This window comes from Plesiomonas sp., from assembly GCF_051652165.1.
Lineage (GTDB): Bacteria > Pseudomonadota > Gammaproteobacteria > Enterobacterales > CAMTGL01 > Plesiomonas.
Map to the genome: position 1 here is coordinate 127975 of NZ_JBOFTR010000003.1, position 19608 is coordinate 147582.

14 protein-coding genes are annotated in these 19608 nt (G+C 47.8%); 9 read left to right on the plus strand and 5 right to left on the minus strand.

Translation table 11 applies throughout. From position 1 onward, the window contains the following. Positions 1-76: 76 nt before the first annotated feature. On the plus strand, positions 77-1924 hold the full coding sequence (gene rpoD, locus ACRC53_RS01915; RefSeq protein WP_438641881.1) for an RNA polymerase sigma factor RpoD: 1848 nt from the start codon (positions 77-79) through the stop codon (positions 1922-1924). Between the two features lie 170 nt (positions 1925-2094). On the opposite strand, the gene tyrS is transcribed toward rpoD, so the two are convergent. The 3 genes from tyrS to clcA all read right to left on the minus strand — a co-directional run bounded on the left by tyrS (position 2095) and on the right by clcA (position 5499). Further along, positions 2095-3297 carry a tyrosine--tRNA ligase gene (gene tyrS / locus ACRC53_RS01920; RefSeq protein WP_438641882.1) on the minus strand — a complete coding sequence of 401 codons (1203 nt, stop codon included), beginning with the start codon at positions 3295-3297 and terminating at the stop codon, positions 2095-2097. A gap of 242 nt (positions 3298-3539) precedes the next feature. Beyond that, a complete protein-coding gene (erpA, locus tag ACRC53_RS01925; protein ID WP_438641883.1) occupies positions 3540-3884 on the minus strand; it encodes an iron-sulfur cluster insertion protein ErpA in 345 nt (114 codons plus the stop codon). A gap of 142 nt (positions 3885-4026) precedes the next feature. Then, positions 4027-5499: a H(+)/Cl(-) exchange transporter ClcA gene (clcA, locus tag ACRC53_RS01930; protein ID WP_438641884.1), complete on the minus strand. Its 1473-nt coding sequence runs from the start codon at positions 5497-5499 to the stop codon at positions 4027-4029. 257 nt (positions 5500-5756) lie between these two features. Between clcA and hemL the strand changes: the two genes are divergently transcribed. Further along, positions 5757-7043: a glutamate-1-semialdehyde 2,1-aminomutase gene (hemL, locus tag ACRC53_RS01935; protein ID WP_438641885.1), complete on the plus strand. Its 1287-nt coding sequence runs from the start codon at positions 5757-5759 to the stop codon at positions 7041-7043. A gap of 183 nt (positions 7044-7226) precedes the next feature. On the opposite strand, the gene mrcB is transcribed toward hemL, so the two are convergent. Then, positions 7227-9836, minus strand: coding sequence for a bifunctional glycosyl transferase/transpeptidase (mrcB, locus tag ACRC53_RS01940; protein WP_438641886.1), 2610 nt, complete (start codon positions 9834-9836; stop codon positions 7227-7229). Further along, positions 9836-12304, minus strand: coding sequence for an ATP-dependent helicase HrpB (hrpB, locus tag ACRC53_RS01945; protein ID WP_438641887.1), 2469 nt, complete (start codon positions 12302-12304; stop codon positions 9836-9838). Before hrpB ends, mrcB begins: the two co-directional genes overlap by 1 nt. Before the next feature lie 1191 nt (positions 12305-13495). Here hrpB and dksA point away from each other — a divergent pair. The 7 genes from dksA (at position 13496) to panD (ending at position 19585) form a co-directional block, all read left to right on the plus strand. After that, on the plus strand, positions 13496-13948 hold the full coding sequence (dksA, locus tag ACRC53_RS01950; protein ID WP_438641888.1) for an RNA polymerase-binding protein DksA: 453 nt from the start codon (positions 13496-13498) through the stop codon (positions 13946-13948). 230 nt (positions 13949-14178) lie between these two features. Further along, positions 14179-15078, plus strand: a complete 900-nt coding sequence (gluQRS, locus tag ACRC53_RS01955; protein ID WP_438641889.1) for a tRNA glutamyl-Q(34) synthetase GluQRS — start codon at positions 14179-14181, stop codon at positions 15076-15078. Between the two features lie 263 nt (positions 15079-15341). Continuing rightward, the gene (gene pcnB / locus ACRC53_RS01960) at positions 15342-16775 is read left to right on the plus strand and encodes a polynucleotide adenylyltransferase PcnB (RefSeq protein ID WP_438642009.1); all 1434 of its coding nucleotides are present in this window, start codon (positions 15342-15344) and stop codon (positions 16773-16775) included. Then, complete coding sequence (folK, locus tag ACRC53_RS01965) at positions 16772-17260, plus strand: 2-amino-4-hydroxy-6-hydroxymethyldihydropteridine diphosphokinase (RefSeq protein WP_438641890.1); 489 nt, start codon at positions 16772-16774, stop codon at positions 17258-17260. The genes pcnB and folK overlap by 4 nt, the downstream gene beginning before the upstream one ends. A gap of 51 nt (positions 17261-17311) precedes the next feature. Then, positions 17312-18106, plus strand: a complete 795-nt coding sequence (gene panB / locus ACRC53_RS01970; protein ID WP_438641891.1) for a 3-methyl-2-oxobutanoate hydroxymethyltransferase — start codon at positions 17312-17314, stop codon at positions 18104-18106. Positions 18107-18255: 149 nt separating this feature from the next. Further along, positions 18256-19110, plus strand: coding sequence for a pantoate--beta-alanine ligase (gene panC, locus ACRC53_RS01975; RefSeq protein ID WP_438641892.1), 855 nt, complete (start codon positions 18256-18258; stop codon positions 19108-19110). 94 nt (positions 19111-19204) lie between these two features. Next, on the plus strand, positions 19205-19585 hold the full coding sequence (panD, locus tag ACRC53_RS01980) for an aspartate 1-decarboxylase (RefSeq protein WP_438622344.1): 381 nt from the start codon (positions 19205-19207) through the stop codon (positions 19583-19585). Positions 19586-19608: the final 23 nt, after the last annotated feature.

Genomic DNA, 19608 nt, shown 5'->3' on the forward strand with positions numbered 1-19608 from the left:
ACACCACCGTAATTCGCGGTTTACACCGCCGTATACTAGTTTCTTCTTTCAGACCTTGAAGTGTGGATATCGTCTTATGGAGCAAAACCCGCAGTCACAGCTTAAGCTTCTTGTTACCAAGGGTAAAGAGCAAGGCTACCTGACCTATGCTGAGGTCAATGACCATCTGCCGGAAGATATCGTCGACTCCGATCAAATCGAAGACATTATCCAGATGATCAACGATATGGGTATTCAGGTGCTGGAAGAAGCCCCTGATGCCGATGATCTGATGCTGGCAGAGAGCCTTGCTGATGATGATGCCGCAGAAGCTGCTGCGCAGGTATTGTCAAGTGTTGAGTCAGAGATTGGTCGTACAACTGACCCTGTGCGTATGTATATGCGTGAAATGGGTACTGTTGAACTGCTCACCCGTGAGGGTGAAATTGATATCGCCAAACGCATCGAAGACGGTATCAACCAAGTACAGTGTTCAGTTGCCGAATATCCGGAAGCCATTACCTATCTTTTAGAGCAATATGACCGTGTTGAAGCGGGCACATCACGTCTTTCTGATCTGATTACGGGCTTTGTTGACCCCAATGCAGAAGAGGATATGGCTCCAACAGCAACACATGTTGGCTCCGAACTTACCGAAGAGCAGTTGGCTGACGAAGATGTCGACGACGATGATGAAGAGGGTGAAGGTGATGACTCTTCTGATGATGATGGCTCAATTGATCCTGAATTAGCACGTGAAAAATTCACCGAACTGCGTGAACAGTATGAAGTTACCCGTCAAGCTATCAAGCTTAATGGCCGTAACCATGCAACAACCAATGAAGAGATCCAAAAACTCTCTGAAGTGTTCAAACAGTTCCGTTTAGTGCCAAAGCAGTTTGATTATCTGGTTGGCTCAATGCGTTCAATGATGGAGCGAGTTCGTACTCAAGAACGCATCATCATGAAGCTGTGTGTTGAGCAGTGCAAAATGCCGAAAAAGAATTTTGTTACTCTCTTTGCTGGCAATGAAACTAACCCAAACTGGTTTGAAAAAGCACTGGCAGCCGGTAAGCCTTGGTCTATGCGCTTGACTGAAGTCGGCGAAGAAGTGCAGCGTTGCCTACAAAAAATGCGTCAGATCGAAGAAGAGACTGGGCTGACCATTGAGCAAGTTAAAGACATCAACCGTCGTATGTCTATCGGTGAAGCGAAAGCCCGCCGTGCAAAAAAAGAGATGGTTGAAGCAAACTTACGTTTGGTTATTTCAATTGCGAAAAAATACACCAACCGCGGTTTGCAGTTCTTGGATCTGATTCAAGAAGGTAACATTGGCTTGATGAAAGCGGTAGATAAGTTTGAATATCGCCGTGGTTACAAGTTCTCAACCTATGCAACGTGGTGGATACGCCAGGCGATTACGCGCTCGATTGCTGATCAGGCACGTACCATCCGTATTCCTGTGCATATGATTGAGACTATCAACAAGCTAAACCGTATCTCGCGCCAAATGCTGCAAGAGATGGGTCGTGAGCCGAGCCCAGAAGAGCTGGCCGAGCGCATGATGATGCCGGAAGATAAAATCCGTAAAGTGCTGAAAATCGCCAAAGAGCCAATCTCAATGGAAACACCTATCGGTGATGACGAAGATTCGCATTTAGGTGATTTTATTGAAGATACCACGCTTGAGCTACCGCTTGACTCTGCAACCTCAGAGAGCCTGCGTAACGCGACCCGTGATGTCTTAGAAGGCCTGACTGCACGTGAAGCCAAAGTGCTGCGCATGCGTTTTGGTATCGATATGAACACTGACCACACGCTCGAAGAGGTTGGTAAACAGTTTGACGTTACTCGTGAGCGTATTCGTCAGATTGAAGCTAAAGCACTGCGTAAACTGCGTCACCCAAGCCGCTCAGAAGTTCTGCGCAGCTTCCTTGACGAGTAAATTACAATTGTTATCGGTGCTCATTGCAATTAATGAGCATCGATAACACTGAGTGCTCATCGATAACCATCAATGATTAGATGATGCGGTGTAAGCTATACCGCGCCATCACAGTCAAAAAAAGCCCGTCATCTGACGGGCTTTTTTATTAGTATGCTGTTTCAAGCAGATTATTTCAGCGTGACACGCGCAAACTTACGCTTACCAACCTGATACACCGCAGTATTACCGGCGCTCAGGGTCAGTTTGGCATCATCGACCTTCTCGCCATCAATTTTCACGCCACCTTGCTTAATCATCCGCAGTGCTTCTGACGTTGATGCTACCAACTCAGCCTCTTTGAGCAAATTGGCAATAGCAATACCTTCACTGCCGGCTTCCAGCGTCAGTTCTGGCATATCTTCCGGCATTGCACCTTTTTGGAAACGGTTGATAAACTCTTGCTCTGCAGCATCGGCATCAGCTTGTGAATGGAAGCGGGCAATAATCTCTTTTGCCAGCCACACTTTCACATCACGCGGGTTCAGTGTACCGGCCGCTACGCGCGCTTTGAAATCCTCGATTTCAGCCAGCGGGCGGAAAGAGAGCAGTACGTACCAATCCCACATCAGCTCATCAGAAATCGACATTACTTTACCGAACATCTCAGAGGGTGCTTCACTTACCCCGATGTAGTTGTGGGCCGATTTTGACATTTTCTTCTCGCCATCTAACCCAACCAGCAATGGCATGGTGATGACAATTTGTGGTTTTTGGCCATAATCTTTTTGCAGTTCACGCCCCATTAATAGGTTGAAGCGTTGATCCGTTCCCCCAAGTTCAACATCAGCGTTGAGTGCAACTGAGTCATAACCTTGCAAAAGTGGGTACATAAACTCGTGAATCGCAATAGATTGGTTATCACGAAAACGGGTTTTAAAATCATCACGCTCTAGCATACGAGCAACAGTTTGGCGGGCTGCAAGGCGGATCATCCCCTCAGCCCCCATTTCACCTAACCAGCTAGAGTTAAACTCAATACGGGTTTTTTCAGGATCAAGAATTTTAAAGACCTGCTCTTTATAGGTCTCGGCGTTGGCTAATACTTGCTCTTTCGTCAGAGGTGGGCGCGTAGTATTTTTCCCCGAAGGATCACCGACCATACCGGTAAAATCACCGATCAGGAAAATAACCTCATGGCCTAGCTCTTGGAACTGACGCAGCTTGGTCAGAATAACGGTATGACCAAGGTGAATATCAGGTGCTGTTGGATCAGCGCCTAATTTTACCCGCAGTGGTCGCCCTTCTTTTAGCTTGGCGATGAGCTCATCTTCCGGCAGTAGATCATCTACACCGCGTTTAATTACCGCCAGTGCTTCTTCGATACGCACCATTCGGGTCTCCTCGATACGTAAAAACAGTCATTATGAATACTTCATCTTACTGGATTCAGCAGGCAAGGCAAACCGGAACACAAGGGAATCATGAGGATTATTCTGCCTGTAGCGCATAAATCTTCATAAAGCTGGGGTTTATTCTGTTTTTCAGATCTACAAACAAAAAAATACCCCGCAACGTTCACGGGGCACTTTTTAATAGGCAACGGGGTATGCCTATACGTTGACTCTGTTTTCGTTTAAATACTAAACGATGAACCACATCCACAGGTGCTTTTTGCATTCGGGTTTTGCACCACAAAACGCGAACCTTCCAGGCCATCAATATAATCAACTTCACCGTCAATTAAATATTGTAGGCTCATCGGATCAACGACCAATGCCACACCGCTGTTTTCAATGAGCATATCGCCATCGTTGACCACTTCATCAAACGTAAAGCCATACTGGAAACCACTGCACCCCCCCCCGGTAATATAAACGCGTAATTTCAGGTTTGGATTATTCTCTTCTGCAATCAGCGTTTTCACTTTATTTGCTGCCGCATCAGTAAATTGCAAGGGCAAGGCGGGTATGTCACTCATTTTTCTGTCTCCATCATCAGAAGCGGGGCGATTATCTAATACCTGACCAATGCGTTCAAGTATTGAGCTCGATTATTTCGCTATCGCCACGCATACAGCAGCAATACCCGCTCATTTTCTCAAGATATATCGACAAATAACGCTATTTTGCCGATGCTTCTTCAACATCCGTGCTTGCACTGACTGATGTTTGCTCAAGTGCTTGAGTTTGTGCTTGCTCTTGTTGCAACGCCTGTTGTTGAGCTTGCTTTTGTAATGTGCGCTCAAGCAATACAGTATACAACGGTCTCCCGCCAAGTGCTTGAGCAAGCAGTGTTGCACCTAACACCGTAATCAACATGGGTAAAATCAGTTGATAGTTCTCGGTCATCTCAAGAACAAGTACTAGCCCGGTCAGTGGCGCACGTACCGTAGCGGCAAATAGCGCCCCCATACCAGCAATAGAGAAAGTTGCAATTTCAAGGTGATACTGGGGGAATAACAGACTAGCAAATGTACCAAATGCCGTACCAAATAGCGTGCCAATGGCTAAACTTGGGGCAAAAATCCCCCCTGGTGCACCAGAGCAAAAACACATCAATGTGGTAATAACTCTGGCAGCAAAAATCAGTATCAGTGCCGTGATGGTAAAGTTACCTTTTGCAGCAATCATCACCAATGACATTCCATCACCGGAAACTTCTGGCACTAACAGAGCCAGCAAACCACATGTGCCACCAATAAGTGCACCAATCAAGACAAATTTACGCCGCTTCCCGCCGTGCAGTGCGGCAAATTTATCTTGCGACCAGAACACCATGCGGTTAAACAGTACACCAAATACACCAAAAAACATGCCTAGCACTAAAAATAGCCATAATGAGTCTAAAGGTACAAACCCAAGATCTCCTAGTGGCAATTCAGGCACTTGTCCGGTAAAAAAACGGACCATCAGGCAGGCCATGATCACACTCAAAAAAATCCCTTTAATTGAGATAGAGCTATAGCGAAACTGTGGGCGCATCTCTTCAATAACAAACAAAACCCCAGCCAGTGGTGCGTTAAAGGCCGCGGTCAGGCCACCGGCTGCACCCGCAGCAAGTAAGGTATTGCGGATCTCTGGATTTTTTCCCATCCGAAAGATGTCAGCAATCATTTGCGCTACTGCACCCCCCATCTGAACCGTTGGCCCTTCACGCCCAAGTACCATGCCTGAACCTAATGTGCCTAATCCGCCAAAAAACTTCACGGGCAATACACGCCACCAGCGAACTGGACGTAAGCCTTCCATCGCCCCTTCAATTTCCTGAATGCCTGAGCCGGCAGCTTCTGGCGCAAATCGATTCACCAGATAATAACCAAATGCAGCAAGCCCAGCGGAAAGAATAAAAACACCGATCCAAACCAGCACATCGTAGTCAGCAATAGATGCGAGAACATCAACACGTTCAAACTTGACCCATGTAACAAAGTGGTTAAATGCGACGCCAATAATACCGGCACACAGCCCTACCAAGGTGCATAATACCAAGATAATAATGGGGGTTTTATCGTGTCCGAACAGGCGGTGAACCCAACCTGTCTTTTCTTGCCTGACAGTGGGCTGTTCAGGTGTACCGTCAATCAAGCCACTCATAGAAGAAACTATCCTAATCTGGGGAATATAAAAATTGTAGTATGGACAATAGAGTGATCTGCAACACAGATCGCTGTGCTAAATCATTTCGATTACTATATCTGCTTTCCTTTTCCACCCTGTTTTAGTCTATTTGTGTTCGTTTGGTTTTAGCGTAATGATGTGTATGCCTACCGCATACTGTATGCGCCTTTTTTTTAGTGTCATTGCCTGAGCATAATGATCTTAGTGCAGTGCCCCGTATTCAGGAATTTCATATGACCAAATCAGAAGTTTTATTTGCTCAGGCTCAAAAAACCATTCCCGGTGGGGTCAATTCCCCTGTGCGCGCCTTTAACGGTGTTGGTGGTAGCCCGTTGTTTGTTGAGCGTGCCGATGGCGCTTACTTGTTTGATGTAGAGGGTAAACAATACACCGATTATGTTGGCTCTTGGGGGCCGATGATTTTAGGGCATAACCACCCGACTATCCGCCATGCAGTTATTGACGCGGCCGAGCGCGGTTTAAGTTTTGGTGCACCAACGGAAATGGAAGTAATCATGGCTGAGTATGTGACTCAGCTCATGCCTTCCATGGCGTTAATTCGAATGGTCAGCTCTGGTACAGAGGCTACCATGAGTGCGATCCGTTTAGCGCGTGGTTACACAAATCGTGACAAAATAATCAAGTTTGAGGGCTGCTACCACGGTCATGCTGACTCGTTGTTGGTAAAAGCTGGATCAGGGGCGTTGACACTAGGGCAACCTAACTCACCGGGTGTTCCAGCAGATTTTGCCAAACACACACTGACCTGTACTTATAATGATTTGGCCTCAGTACAAACGGTATTCGAGCAGTTTCCGACAGAAATCGCCTGCATTATTATCGAACCTGTAGCCGGCAATATGAACTGTATCTTGCCTGAAGAGGGCTTTTTACAGGGGCTTCGCGCACTGTGTGATCAGTTTGGTGCTCTGCTGATTATTGATGAGGTGATGACCGGTTTTCGGGTGGCATTAGGTGGCGCACAGGCCTACTACGGCGTGACACCGGATATCACCTGTTTGGGTAAAATTATCGGTGGTGGCATGCCAGTTGGCGCATTTGGTGGTCGCCGCGATGTTATGGCACATATCGCCCCAACCGGACCTGTGTATCAGGCCGGTACGTTATCGGGCAACCCCATTGCAATGGCCGCAGGTTATGCCTGTTTAACTGAGTTGGCGAAAGCGGGTAATGAAGCACGCTTGAACATGTTGACTGTACGTTTAGCTGAAGGGTTGCGTGCCGCAGCACAGCGTCAGAATATCGGGATAGTGGTCAATCAGGTTGGTGGAATGTTCGGTCTGTTCTTTACCGAGGCTGAACGAGTCACCTGTTATCAAGATGCCCTGGCATGTGATATAGAACGCTTTAAGCACTTTTTCCACTTAATGTTAGATGAGGGGCAATACCTTGCACCTTCTGCATTTGAAGCAGGTTTTATGTCTTTAGCCCATTCTGAAGCGGATATTGATGCAACAATTGCCGCGGCAGAACGCTGTTTTGCACAGCTTAAAAAATAACCAACCCCCAGATAATGCGAGTATCACCGTTTTAATATGGCACTCATGTTTTTAGTCAGCCAATAATGGTGGTTTGATAGTAATAGATCCTCACTCACCTTGGGCGAGGATCTATTACACTGTGGCTAATAACCTATTATTTACACTGCATATTTTATTTTAACAAATATCCTACCTATGCGGTTATAACCCCAGTACATTATGAATCCAACTCCCTAACTTATCGACGGGATGATTCGAGTCCGGTTGTGCTGCTGGATTGACGGGCTCAGGTTCATTCATTGGCTCTGAACGTGTACAAAATTGTTCAGGATCGCTACTCCAAACCGGCAATTTTTGCCCTGAACTGCAATCAAATGTACCACTTGAGTTCACTCCAATCCATGTAATGCCAGGTGGCATTTTAATCACCAGTGGCATCGGCGGTAAGTTCTCTAAATAGCGACGGTACAGTGTCAATGCCCCACTTGCGCCAGTAAGTTTGGCATCGCCGTTATCATCGCGCCCAACCCAAACTGTCACGACATTTTTACCGTCTACGCCGACATACCAGCTATCACGTAAGTCATTCGTTGTGCCTGTTTTTCCTGCTAATCCGGCATTAAAATGCTGGCTGAGCGAGCGAGCCGTTCCCCGAACAACGACTTGTTGCATGGCATACAAAGCTAAATCAGCGGCTTGCGGTGGCACAACGGTTTGCGCTTGAGGCAGGCTTTCAAAAAGTGACTGACCATTTTCATCAAGCACACTGCGCAGTGTCGAGAGTGGAACATGCTGGCCTCCACTGGATAGCGTTTGGTAAATTTGAGTGACTTCGATAGGTGTTAAGCTAATTGCGCCTAGCAGCATAGCAGGCAACTGCGGAATATATTGTTGCTCAATGCCCATTTTATGGATCATTGCGGCAATGGTCTCGACCCCAACCGCCATTCCTAAATTTACGGTAGGTACGTTCAACGAGTTCACTAGCGCATTTAATAGTGTGACTTGCCCACGGTATTGACGGTCATAGTTTTTTGGCTGCCAGAGCTGACCGTTTGGCATCCGAATTGAGAGTGGGTTATCGGCTAACTCGGTATTCAAGCGATAACGTTGTGGTGACATTAACGCTGTCATATAGATAGACGGTTTAACCAGTGATCCAATCGGGCGACGTGCTTGCAGTGCTCGGTTAAAGCCCGGATAACTGGTTTGTGCTCCACCAATCATGGCACGTATCTCGCCACTATAGCGATCAACCACCACCATTGCAGTTTCAAGCTGCTTTAGATGATGTTGACTGAGCAGTGCTGGAATACCCGCTTGTACTGCCTGTTCTGCCGCTTGCTGTGCAGCAGGGTCTAACGTGGTAAAAATCCGCATTCCAGCCAGATTCTCTACTTTATCTCCTAAGGCTTGCCGTAACTCTTGTCGCATCACCTGCATATAAGCTGGTTGGCTGGCAGTCACCTCTCCACGCGCTTGCACCCCTAACGGGCGGGCACTGAGTAGATCATACAGCTCTTGATCGATCACTTGCTGATCTTGCATTATTTTTAAGATCACATTGCGACGCTCTTTAGCTCGCTCAGGATAACGCCATGGGTTGTAGTATGATGGCCCTTTGACCATGCCCACCAATAATGCTTGTTGATCGGTAGTTAACTCGTTAACCGGTCGACCAAAATAGAACAAGCTGGCTAACGCAAACCCATGGATCTGATCATTACCATTTTGCCCTAAATACACTTCATTTAAATAGGTTTCTAAAATCCGCTCTTTGCTATAACGATAATCGATCAGTATCGCCATATACGCTTCACGGATTTTACGAATTAATGAACGCTGATTACTCAAAAAGAGGTTTTTTGCTAGCTGTTGAGTAATGGTGCTGCCACCTTGTACCGTACGGCCTGCCAATAAATTCACCCATATCGCACGCCCAATGGCCAGTGGGTTGATACCATCGTGGTGATAAAAATCACGATCTTCGGTCAATAGCAACGTTTCAATGAGCAGATCGGGAAAACCTTCACGCGGGGTAAACAGGCGTTGTTCATTGTGTGGTGACTGCATCATGCTGATCAATTTAGGATCAATGCGCAGCATTTGCATCTGCTCACCATTATCCAGATCGCGCATCGTCGTCAATTGATCATGTTGAAAACTTAACCGCAGACGCATTTGTGGCTCTGGGCCATCAGGAAAGTCAAACGGACGACGGAAAATATCAATACTGCTTTGCCCTATCACAATATCACCAGGTCGGCGCAATGCATTAACCGGGCGATATTGCATGCCTTGCAGGGTCTCACTCATCATCTTTAATGAGTAAGGTTCGCCCGGTTGTAAGGTGATAATACGGCTGTATACAGAGGCTGGTAGCTGCCAAACTTGCCCATCCATTCGATGGCGAATTTTATTATCAAGGTAAACACCCCAACCAACCACGAAGACTAAACCAAGCACTGCCAATTTCAGGCTTAGACTGAACAATCTGCGTTTCCATGAGCGCGAAGTAGCCATCAATGCCGACTCCGCGTTATCATCATCTTTTTCATCATTATTATCATTATTATCATTATTATCATTATTATCATTATTATCATCGTTATTATTACTGCTGCGGTTAGTGCGCAAAATGCGCGATTTCTCTTGTGTGGTAGGCTCAACCACATGATTCAGTGAGAGTGGTGGCTCGCTTCGCACATTATCACGCACAGCATGGGGTGTGCGCATTGAGTGGCGATCAGCGGTAATCTGGTTTCGCCGACCGATAGGTGTACGATCGTCATCCTTGTCGTCGTATTTCATTATCCCTGCCAGTATTTTTTGGTTTTACGTGTGGCATGGGTGTTTGCAGGATCATCCGGCCACACATGTTTTGGATAGCGCCCTTTCATCTCTTTTTGTACCTCTTTATATGCCCCCAGCCAAAAAGTGCTGAGATCACAGGTAATCTGCAATGGACGACGAGCCGGTGAGAGTAACTCAAGCACCAGCGCAACCCGCCCTTCAGCAATGCGTGGTGAGGTTTGCTCACCAAACATCTCTTGTAAACGCACGGCCAGTACTGGATCTGCACCCTGCGCATAACGAATAGGAATAGCCGATCCCGTTGGTACGGTATAAGTCACCGGCAATGCTTGATCTAAACGCTGGCGTAACGGCCAATCGAGCAGATTACGCAGCGCCTGATGAAGATCAAGCTGTTTTAATCCACGTACATCTTGCACTTGTGCCAGTGCTGGGGCTAACCACTGTTCAAGTGCTGCCAAAAGCCCTTCATCGGAGGCATCAGGCCAAGCCACTTCGGGTAGCCATGTTTGTGCACAACGTAACCGTTCGCGCAGTTGTACAGCAGCATCACTCCACGGCAACACCGCAATACCTTGCTCACGAATCCAATCGAGTAAAGCCTGTTGCATCAGTGCGGGCTCTGGACGGCTCATGGGTTGTTCGCTGAGTGTCAACGCACCAATTTTACGCCGCATAATCGCCCGTAGGCTACCGCGCGTGGCATCCCACTCTAGTGCCATGCGTGCCTGTATCCATTGCGGATATTGGCGTATGAGTGCCTCAACATCAATTTCGCAGGCCAGTAAAATACGCGCTTCTTGGCTATTCGCCCCGATAATCAGTGCTGGAGCAATAATCCAGCGTGCACCTTGCAAGACACTCTCATCTGCCAAACGTACGCCATTGCCACCAGAAAGCTGAAAACGCCCTTCAGCACTGCGGTTTTGACCTATCCGATCGGGATAGCCCGTGGCCAGTAAATGCGCAATAACAGTATCATCAACGGTGTCTTGTACCGATTTTTTTGTGGCAGAAATACCCAACCGTTGTAACAATTGTGCGGCACGCTGTTGTGTTCGCTGATTAGGTTGCAGACGTTGCAAATCATCACTTTGCCGTGGTGGGTCTTCGAGTAACGCAATATAATGTGCAGCTTGTTGCGCCGCAGCAAGGCTGTGTGCGATCCCCTCTAATAACATAGCCGCATGGCGTGGATCACAACCTAGTGCTGCCATCGCCCGCCCACGTATGCTTAATCGTTGTGTATCAACATCAAGTGCGCCAAGTTGTTCTAATCGTTGTTTTGCTGCCCGCTGATTCGCGATAGGGGGAATATCAAGCAGTGCGAGTGTTTGTATATCGTGGCAACCCCATTGCAACAAGTCGAGCCACATATGGCTTAAATCACTGCGGCAAATTTGGGCGCGAGTCTGCTCTGGTGCTCGTTCAGCCTGCTCTTGGCTGTATAGCCGCACACAAATACCGGCCTCGGTTCGCCCTGCGCGTCCGGCACGTTGGGTCATAGATGAGCGTGAGATCCTTACCGTCTGCAAGCGGGTTATCCCATTGTGCGGATCAAAGCTACTTTGCCGCTCAACTCCACTGTCAATAACCAGCCGAATACCCTCAATAGTTAGGCTAGTTTCTGCAATATTGGTGGCCAGCACAACTTTACGCCGCCCATGCATAGCCGGCGTAACCGCTTGCCGCTGCGCAGACAGACTGAGCGCGCCATACAGTGGGCAGAGATCGGTATCAGTATCAAGATTGCCCTGTAGACGCTGGGCTACTCGCTCTATTTCCGCCACGCCAGGGAGAAAAACCAATACTGAACCTGCTGCCTGTGCCAGCATATTCAAGATCGTCTTTGTCACAATATCTTCAAGATGAAGATGTGTTGCAATTGGCTGATAGCGTATCTCAACCGGATAGCTGCGTCCGGCAGATTCAATGACTGGCGCATCGGGTAGTAGCTGTTGTAATCGCTGATCATCGAGCGTAGCCGACATCACCAGCAATTTCAGATCATCACGTAGCTCACGCTGTACCTCAAGCGCCAGCGCCAATGCCAAATCTGCGTGCAAACTGCGCTCGTGAAACTCATCAAAAATGATCAGGCTAATGCCGTTCAACTCCGGGTCTTGCTGTAACCTGCGGGTCAGTACGCCTTCTGTCACCACTTCAAGACGAGTGTGAGCACTGACCCGGCTCTCTGCCCGCATACGATACCCGACCGTGTGGCCGGTGGTTTCCCCTAAATGCTCACTTAATCTGTCAGCAATATTGCGCGCGGCCAAACGGCGTGGTTCAAGCAGAATAATTTTTCCGGTTAGCCATGGCTGATTCAGCAACTCAATCGGCAGCCATGTTGATTTTCCAGCACCAGGCGGAGCTTTTAAGATCACCTGTAATTGCTGTTGTAGAGCCTGTAATAGTGTGGGGATCACTGTACAAATCGGCAAAGAGGGTTCAGATTTAATCATTTCTGCTTAATTTCATTATTAATGACAATAAATTCAATACATTATGAATAAATTCATCGTGTAGTAACACCAGCAGTATGCATGCAAAGTGCAGATGCGTTTCGCGTTGTTATATCACACGCCTATCTGTGTCATTGTTGCTTTTTAGTGTGGTTGTCTCATTGATCAACCCTGTTGTTACAACAACAGAGCGGTGGTGTATGTCATTCGTTATTGATGTCTATTTGGCAGGATACCGAACACATTAGCCACATTCAGGCTTATTCACTTTTATTTGCATATCGGTACATTTTTACATACTCGTCGTACGTCGTGGTATTGGCCATATTTCGAGCGTCTGTTTTATGCTCTTTTTTCTAAAAATGCAGATTATCCCTAAATATAAAAAATCATAAATAGCATTATGTTACTCACCTAACAGTTTGATTATTAAATAGTTAAAATAAAAAACACTGTAAGATTCATACACTGTTTTTCCGTATTTATACCGCAATAAAGTGACATTATTGCCGGATAAAAAAAGCAAAAATATGAATATCTTGAACATAATGCATGAAAATCAGTACATAAACATGATTTCAACGTAATGACCTGATGCATCTGTGCAACAGATAGGGTATGGTGTTGCGCCGCTAAAATGCGGGATACATAGTGTGAAAGTACGTCGTAGAGCAAAGCTCAACACGTGACATGAAAGTATGCACAGCGTAATACTGAGTGCCAAGGTAATATCAGCATACGCTGCTATAGTAAAAGGTGGTTTGTCACCTTACTGCAATATCAATGTGGATACTTTCCCGATGCCACCAGAGTACACGGTATAAGCACGGCCGTAGACTCATGCCTCCTATTTCAGGCATATCAATGGTGTCATGTGTTTTGGCCATGCAGACACAACATAACCTGTGTGGATATGTTAGTGGCTCTTTGCTGTTTTCGATTACAAATCGCGTTCGGCTATCACAAAACAGATATTTTGGGATTACATGACACTAATTAATAATTAGTCACATTAATCCGCTCACTCGGTGCTTAAAATGTCGCTATTTAGCGCAGAATAAGCAGGTAAAGTGCGTTTATCTTCACAGCATAGGTGTGAAAAATTGCCAAGCCTGTATCGTTCTGCTATTTATAGCGGCCTAATTTTACCCCCTAATCGGGGGTGGGTAGCGCGTATTTAGGAGAAGCAGCATGCCAGAAGGCCAAATCAGGAAATCGTCTCTGGGCATTCTTGCCATCGCAGAGGTTGAGCCTTATCAGCAAAAACCGGGCGAAGAGTACATGAATGCAGCCCAGCTCGCGCATTTCAGAAAGATTCTTGAAGCATGGCGTAATCAGCTCAGGGTTGAAGTTGATCGCACTGTCACCCATATGCAGGATGAAGCGGCTAACTTCCCCGATCCGGTAGACCGTGCTGCGCAGGAAGAGGAGTTCAGCTTAGAACTCCGTAACCGTGACCGCGAACGCAAGCTGATCAAAAAAATTGAAAAAACCCTGTTGAAAATTGAAGAAGATGACTTCGGTTTTTGTGAGTCATGTGGTGTTGAGATAGGTATTCGCCGTCTTGAGGCTCGCCCAACAGCTGACTTGTGTATTGACTGTAAAACACTGGCTGAAATCCGCGAAAAGCAGATGGCCGGTTAATTGATCTGCTCGCCTGTATGGTTTTAGTGCACACATCCGTTGCCCCGTCAGGCTACGATAAAAGAGGGTATTGCCCTCTTTTATCGTTTTACTAAATAAAACGATAAAATGCCCGCTGCTTTTGTGCCTTAATATCATTGCCTCATCTACACAGATTTATCTCGATAGCGAAAAACAAACCGTTATACTCCACCTATCATCTTCTTTGATTAATCAACACAATAACTGGAATGAATACGCCCCTCTATATTGGTCGTTTTGCACCTTCACCTTCAGGATCTTTACATTTTGGCTCTTTAGTTGCCGCGTTAGGCAGCTACTTACAAGCACGTAGCCAACATGGTTTATGGAAACTGCGTATTGAAGATATTGATCCGCCACGCGAGGTTGCCGGAGCATCGGCACAGATCCTTCGAACACTGGAAGCCTATCATCTACATTGGGATGGCGAGGTTTTATACCAATCTAATCGCCATGCAGCCTATGATGAAATGCTAGATCACCTGTTAACGCAACACCGTGCTTATTACTGCCAGTGTACACGCAAACAGATCCAACAAATGGGCGGGTTTTATAACGGTCATTGCCGCCAGCACCGGTGTCAGGCCAACCAAAGTGCCATTCGCCTCTATCAGCAGCAACCTGTTTACCAATTTACCGATACACTGCGCGGCCAGATTGTGGTTCCAAAGGCGCTGGCAGAAGAGGATTTTATTTTATTTCGCCGCGATGGCTTGTACGCCTATAATCTGGCTGTTGTGCTTGATGATATTTATCAAGGCATTACTGAAGTGGTGCGTGGTGCTGATTTAATTGAACCGACCGTACGCCAAATAGCCTTATATCGGGCACTTGGTGCTACTGTGCCGCAATTTTTTCATCTACCACTTGCGGTAAATACCGAGGGCAACAAACTCTCAAAACAAAACCACGCCCCCCCCATTCCCCCTAAACACCCGGTGCATACGTTAGCACAAGCACTCGGCTTTTTAGGGCAAAGATTACCTGATAACTGGCAAGATGCCCGCATAGATCAACTGCTCAATTGGGCTATTACACACTGGCAACTACGCGATATTCCACAGGAAAACAGCTTATTGCCACAAAGTTTTTTGTATCACAACCGATAATCGCCACGGTAATGGTTAGCCTAGGCAGCATAAACATTCGTTTAAAGTGACAAGAGCTGTACGATAATGTAGAGCTCGAATACACATCCTTTAACTCGATAGAGTCAATGCATATCGGGTGAGGATTTACAGCGTTTTTGCTAAATTACTGGGGGCTGCGCTATTATTAGCCACGATTTTTTATCCGTATGCCGAATAACGGCACTGAACATACGGTTTTTCTGTATACGTGTACTGCACACGATACAACTGTGAGGTGTACCATTTTTACACGAGTAGCCCATTTCTGCCGTAAAGTACTGGGTCAAACCGACACAGTAACGCCGACGGTTGAGGATTTAACACTGACCATTATTCCGCGCGATCAACACGGGATCTCACGCCAAGGCATCAGTGAAAATGCACTAAAGGTGCTCTATCGTCTGCATAAAGCAGGTTACGATGCCTATTTAGTGGGAGGAGGTGTACGCGATCTTCTGCTTGGTAAACAACCCAAAGATTTTGATGTCTCAACCAACGCCACCCCTGACCAAGTTCGTCGCCTGTTCCGAAACTGCCGACTGGTTGGCCGACGTTTCCGGCTTGCCCATGTGTTGTTTGGCGAAGAGGTGATTGAAGTGGCAACCTTCCGTGGCCATCACAACCACGATGAAGACGACAGCCAAACTGACAATGTAAAACCGGCCAATCAATCGGTACAATCTGATGGCGGCATGCTGCTGCGCGATAATGTCTACGGCAATATCGATGAAGATGCCCAGCGCCGTGATTTTACAGTTAACGGCTTGTATTACAACATCGCCGATTTCAGTATTCGTGACTATGCCAACGGCATGGAAGATCTGCACAACCGCGTGCTGCGCTTGATTGGCGATCCGGAAACCCGTTACCGCGAAGATCCGGTCAGAATGCTGCGGGCGATCCGTTTTGCGGTCAAACTCAACATGACACTGACTGCCGAAACGGCTGATCCGATCCCTGATCTGGCCTATCTGCTCAACAGCATTCCGCAAGCACGCCTGTTTGAAGAGTCACTCAAACTGCTGCAAGCCGGTTACGGGTTTGAAACCTACAAACTGCTGCGCCAGTATAATTTGTTCCAGCAACTGTTCCCTGTGGTGTCGGCCGGTTTTACCGAGCACGAAGACAGCCCATTAGAGCGTATGCTTGAGCGTGTACTGACCAACACAGATGATCGCATCCAGCAAGATAAGCGCGTTAACCCCGCGTTCTTATTTGCTGCCATGCTGTGGTACCCGCTGGTTGAGAAGGCACAAGGCATCGCCCAAGAGAGTGGGCTGACTTACTACGATGCATTTATGGTTGCCATGAACGATATCTTAGATGAGCAGTGCCGTACGCTGGCCATTCCACGCCGTCTGACTACACTAATCCGCGATATCTGGATGCTGCAACTGCGTCTGCCGCGCCGTCAGGGTAAAAAAGCCTTCCGCTTACTCGAACACCCTAAATTCCGTGCTGGATTTGACTTACTTGAGATGCGAGCCGCTTTTGAAGGGCGCGATCTGAAAGAGCTGGTACAGTGGTGGGCCGATTTTCAACTCAGTAACGGTAATCAGCGCGAAACACTGATGCGAGATGTTGAACCAGAAACCGACAGCAGTGGAAAACCTAAGCACCCACGCCGCCCGCATTTTCGCCGTCGTCGTACTGGCCCGCGGAAGCCACAGGCATGATCCGTGTTTACATCGCGATAGGCAGTAACCTGATCGAGCCTGTAACGCAGGCTCGTGAGGCAATAGCTGCCCTAAAACAGCTTCCTAACAGCCGCTGGATTGCCAGCTCTAGCCTCTACCGCAGCAAACCGATGGGGCCGCAAGATCAGCCCGATTACATCAATGCGGTTGTCGCACTCGATACCACGTTATCGCCACTTGAATTGCTCGATGCAACCCAACACATCGAACTACAGCACGGGCGGCAGCGCAAGACCGAACGCTGGGGCCCGCGCACACTGGATCTGGATATTCTGCTTTACGGCAATATGTGTATCGATCATCCGCGCTTAGTGGTACCACATTACGGTATGACAACCCGTGAATTTGTGCTGTATCCACTGGCCGAGATCGCCCCTGATCTGATCTTGCCAGACAACACCACACTGCAACACCATCGACAACAAGTTGCATGCAATGATTTAATCTGCTGGTTGCCTACGTAGTACCACGCCAGCCACTCTTGCACATCACAACAAAAGGAAGAGCGAGATAGCATGAGTCAGATAACCCTTACCCACCTACGTAAATGGAAACAAGAAGGACGTAAGTTCGCGTCAATCACCGCTTATGATGCCAGTTTTGCCAAACTCTTCACCGAACAAGGCGTTCCGGTGATGCTTGTTGGTGACTCACTGGGTATGGTGCTGCAAGGGCACACCGATACCCTGCCTGTCACCATTGATGATATTGCTTATCACACCCGCTGTGTTCGTCAGGGTGCACCTGAGTGTCTGCTGCTGGGCGATATGCCATTTATGAGCTACGCCACCCCTGAGCAGGCTTGTCTGAATGCTGCCAAGCTGATGCAAGCAGGTGCAAACATGGTCAAACTCGAAGGTGGAAATTGGCTGGTTGATACCCTTCGTATGCTGACCGAACGCGCTGTTCCGGTCTGTGCTCACTTAGGCTTAACCCCGCAATCCGTACACCTTTTTGGCGGATACAAAGTGCAGGGGCGCGATGAAGATGGTGCAGAGCAAATTTTGCATGATGCCTTGCTGCTGCAACAAGCTGGCGCACAAATGCTAGTGCTCGAGTGTGTGCCTGAAGGGTTGGCCAGTGAAATTACCCGCCGTCTGACCATTCCGGTTATCGGTATCGGCGCGGGCGCAAATACCGATGGCCAGATTTTAGTGATGCATGATGCACTCGGTATCTCGGCCAATTACATGCCTAAATTTTCGAAAAATTATCTGGCCGCCACGGGCGATATCCGCCAAGCCATCAGCCAGTATGTGGCAGAGGTGGAACAAGGAACATTTCCGGCCGAAGAGCATACATTTCGCTGATTCAGAGTGAGATTTCACCGGTCAATATACCGGTGAGTACACCAGTAAATATGCCAAGTTGTCTGTCATTCAAAATCTTTACTGGTGTGTTGCACAGCGAAAAAGCGCAAAACAAAAGAATAAAATCAGGCAAATTAAGGATAATGCGCATGTTAATCATTGAAACGACCACCGTGCTGCGCCGTGAAATTCGCCGCTTAAAAGCCGAAGGAAAACGGATCGCTTTTGTACCGACAATGGGCAATTTGCATGCCGGCCACCTCACTCTGATGCATGAGGCCCAGCGCCGTGCTGATGTGGTTATCGCCAGTATTTTTGTCAACCCGCTGCAATTTGATAATGCCAGTGATCTGACACACTACCCGCGCACTCTCGAACAAGATTGCACCCATCTGCAAGCTGCCGGGGTCTATGCTGTATTCACCCCGACTGCCGATATTATCTACCCCAACGGGCTGGATAATCAGGCGATTGTTGATGTTCCTGCCATCTCTGGCATTCTTGAAGGTGAATGCCGACCGGGCCATTTTCGCGGCGTTGCTACGGTAGTCAGTAAGCTATTTAATCTGGTGCAACCGGATATCGCCTGCTTTGGCCAGAAAGACTATCAGCAACTGGCGCTTATCCGCCAGTTAGTACAAGATTTAGCGTTTGATCTTGAGATTGTTGCTGTTCCCACCGTACGCGCGGAAGATGGTTTAGCACTGAGCTCACGCAACGGCCACCTGACTGCAACAGAGCGGGCCATTGCCCCCACTCTGGCCAAAGTCATGCAGCAGATGGCGCAAGAGTTGCAGCATACGCCAACCGACAGTACCGCTATCCTCGCGCGCGGGGCGGTAGCACTGACACAGGCCGGTTTTACCCCTGATAAGCTATTTATCTGCGATGCCAACAGCCTGCAACCGCTGCATACTGGCAGTAAGCAGGCGGTCTTACTGATGGCTGCATGGTTGGGGAAAACGCGTTTAATTGATAATACGGTAGTAGACATTACCTGCTGATTCATGAATATTATGCGGGGTAAAACGGGTGCGGATGCCCCTTTTTTGCCTGACCTATATTGAACTCGGTTTGCTGTACAAAGGATTGAAGTTTATGCAACGTACTATGCTCAGAGGTAAGCTACACCGCGTAACGGTAACGCAGGCAGATCTGCACTATGAAGGGTCATGTGCCATCGATCAGGATTTTCTAGATGCTTCCGGCATTTTGGAATATGAGGCGATTGATATTTACAATGTGACCAACGGTGAGCGTTTCTCGACCTATGCGATTGCCGCCGAGGCCGGTTCAAAAATCATTTCGGTCAACGGTGCGGCGGCGCATAAAGCCAGCGCAGGTGATCTGCTGATTATCTGTGCTTATGTGCAAATTGACGATGCCAAAGCGCGTCAGCATAAGCCAATGCTGGCCTATTTTGATCAGCACAATAATTTGCAGCGTAAAGCCAGCGCCATTCCGGTACAGATGGCATAATCGCAAGATACGCGCTCCTGCCA

Coding starts and splice junctions, on each gene's coding strand:
- rpoD (WP_438641881.1), top strand. CDS start 77: ATGGAGCAAAACCCGCAGTCACAGCTTAAGCTTCTTGTTACCAAGGGT.
- tyrS (WP_438641882.1), bottom strand. CDS start 3,297: ATGGTGCGTATCGAAGAAGCACTGGCGGTAATTAAACGCGGTGTAGAT.
- erpA (WP_438641883.1), bottom strand. CDS start 3,884: ATGAGTGACATACCCGCCTTGCCCTTGCAATTTACTGATGCGGCAGCA.
- clcA (WP_438641884.1), bottom strand. CDS start 5,499: ATGAGTGGCTTGATTGACGGTACACCTGAACAGCCCACTGTCAGGCAA.
- hemL (WP_438641885.1), top strand. CDS start 5,757: ATGACCAAATCAGAAGTTTTATTTGCTCAGGCTCAAAAAACCATTCCC.
- mrcB (WP_438641886.1), bottom strand. CDS start 9,836: ATGAAATACGACGACAAGGATGACGATCGTACACCTATCGGTCGGCGA.
- hrpB (WP_438641887.1), bottom strand. CDS start 12,304: ATGATTAAATCTGAACCCTCTTTGCCGATTTGTACAGTGATCCCCACA.
- dksA (WP_438641888.1), top strand. CDS start 13,496: ATGCCAGAAGGCCAAATCAGGAAATCGTCTCTGGGCATTCTTGCCATC.
- gluQRS (WP_438641889.1), top strand. CDS start 14,179: ATGAATACGCCCCTCTATATTGGTCGTTTTGCACCTTCACCTTCAGGA.
- folK (WP_438641890.1), top strand. CDS start 16,772: ATGATCCGTGTTTACATCGCGATAGGCAGTAACCTGATCGAGCCTGTA.
- panB (WP_438641891.1), top strand. CDS start 17,312: ATGAGTCAGATAACCCTTACCCACCTACGTAAATGGAAACAAGAAGGA.
- panC (WP_438641892.1), top strand. CDS start 18,256: ATGTTAATCATTGAAACGACCACCGTGCTGCGCCGTGAAATTCGCCGC.
- panD (WP_438622344.1), top strand. CDS start 19,205: ATGCAACGTACTATGCTCAGAGGTAAGCTACACCGCGTAACGGTAACG.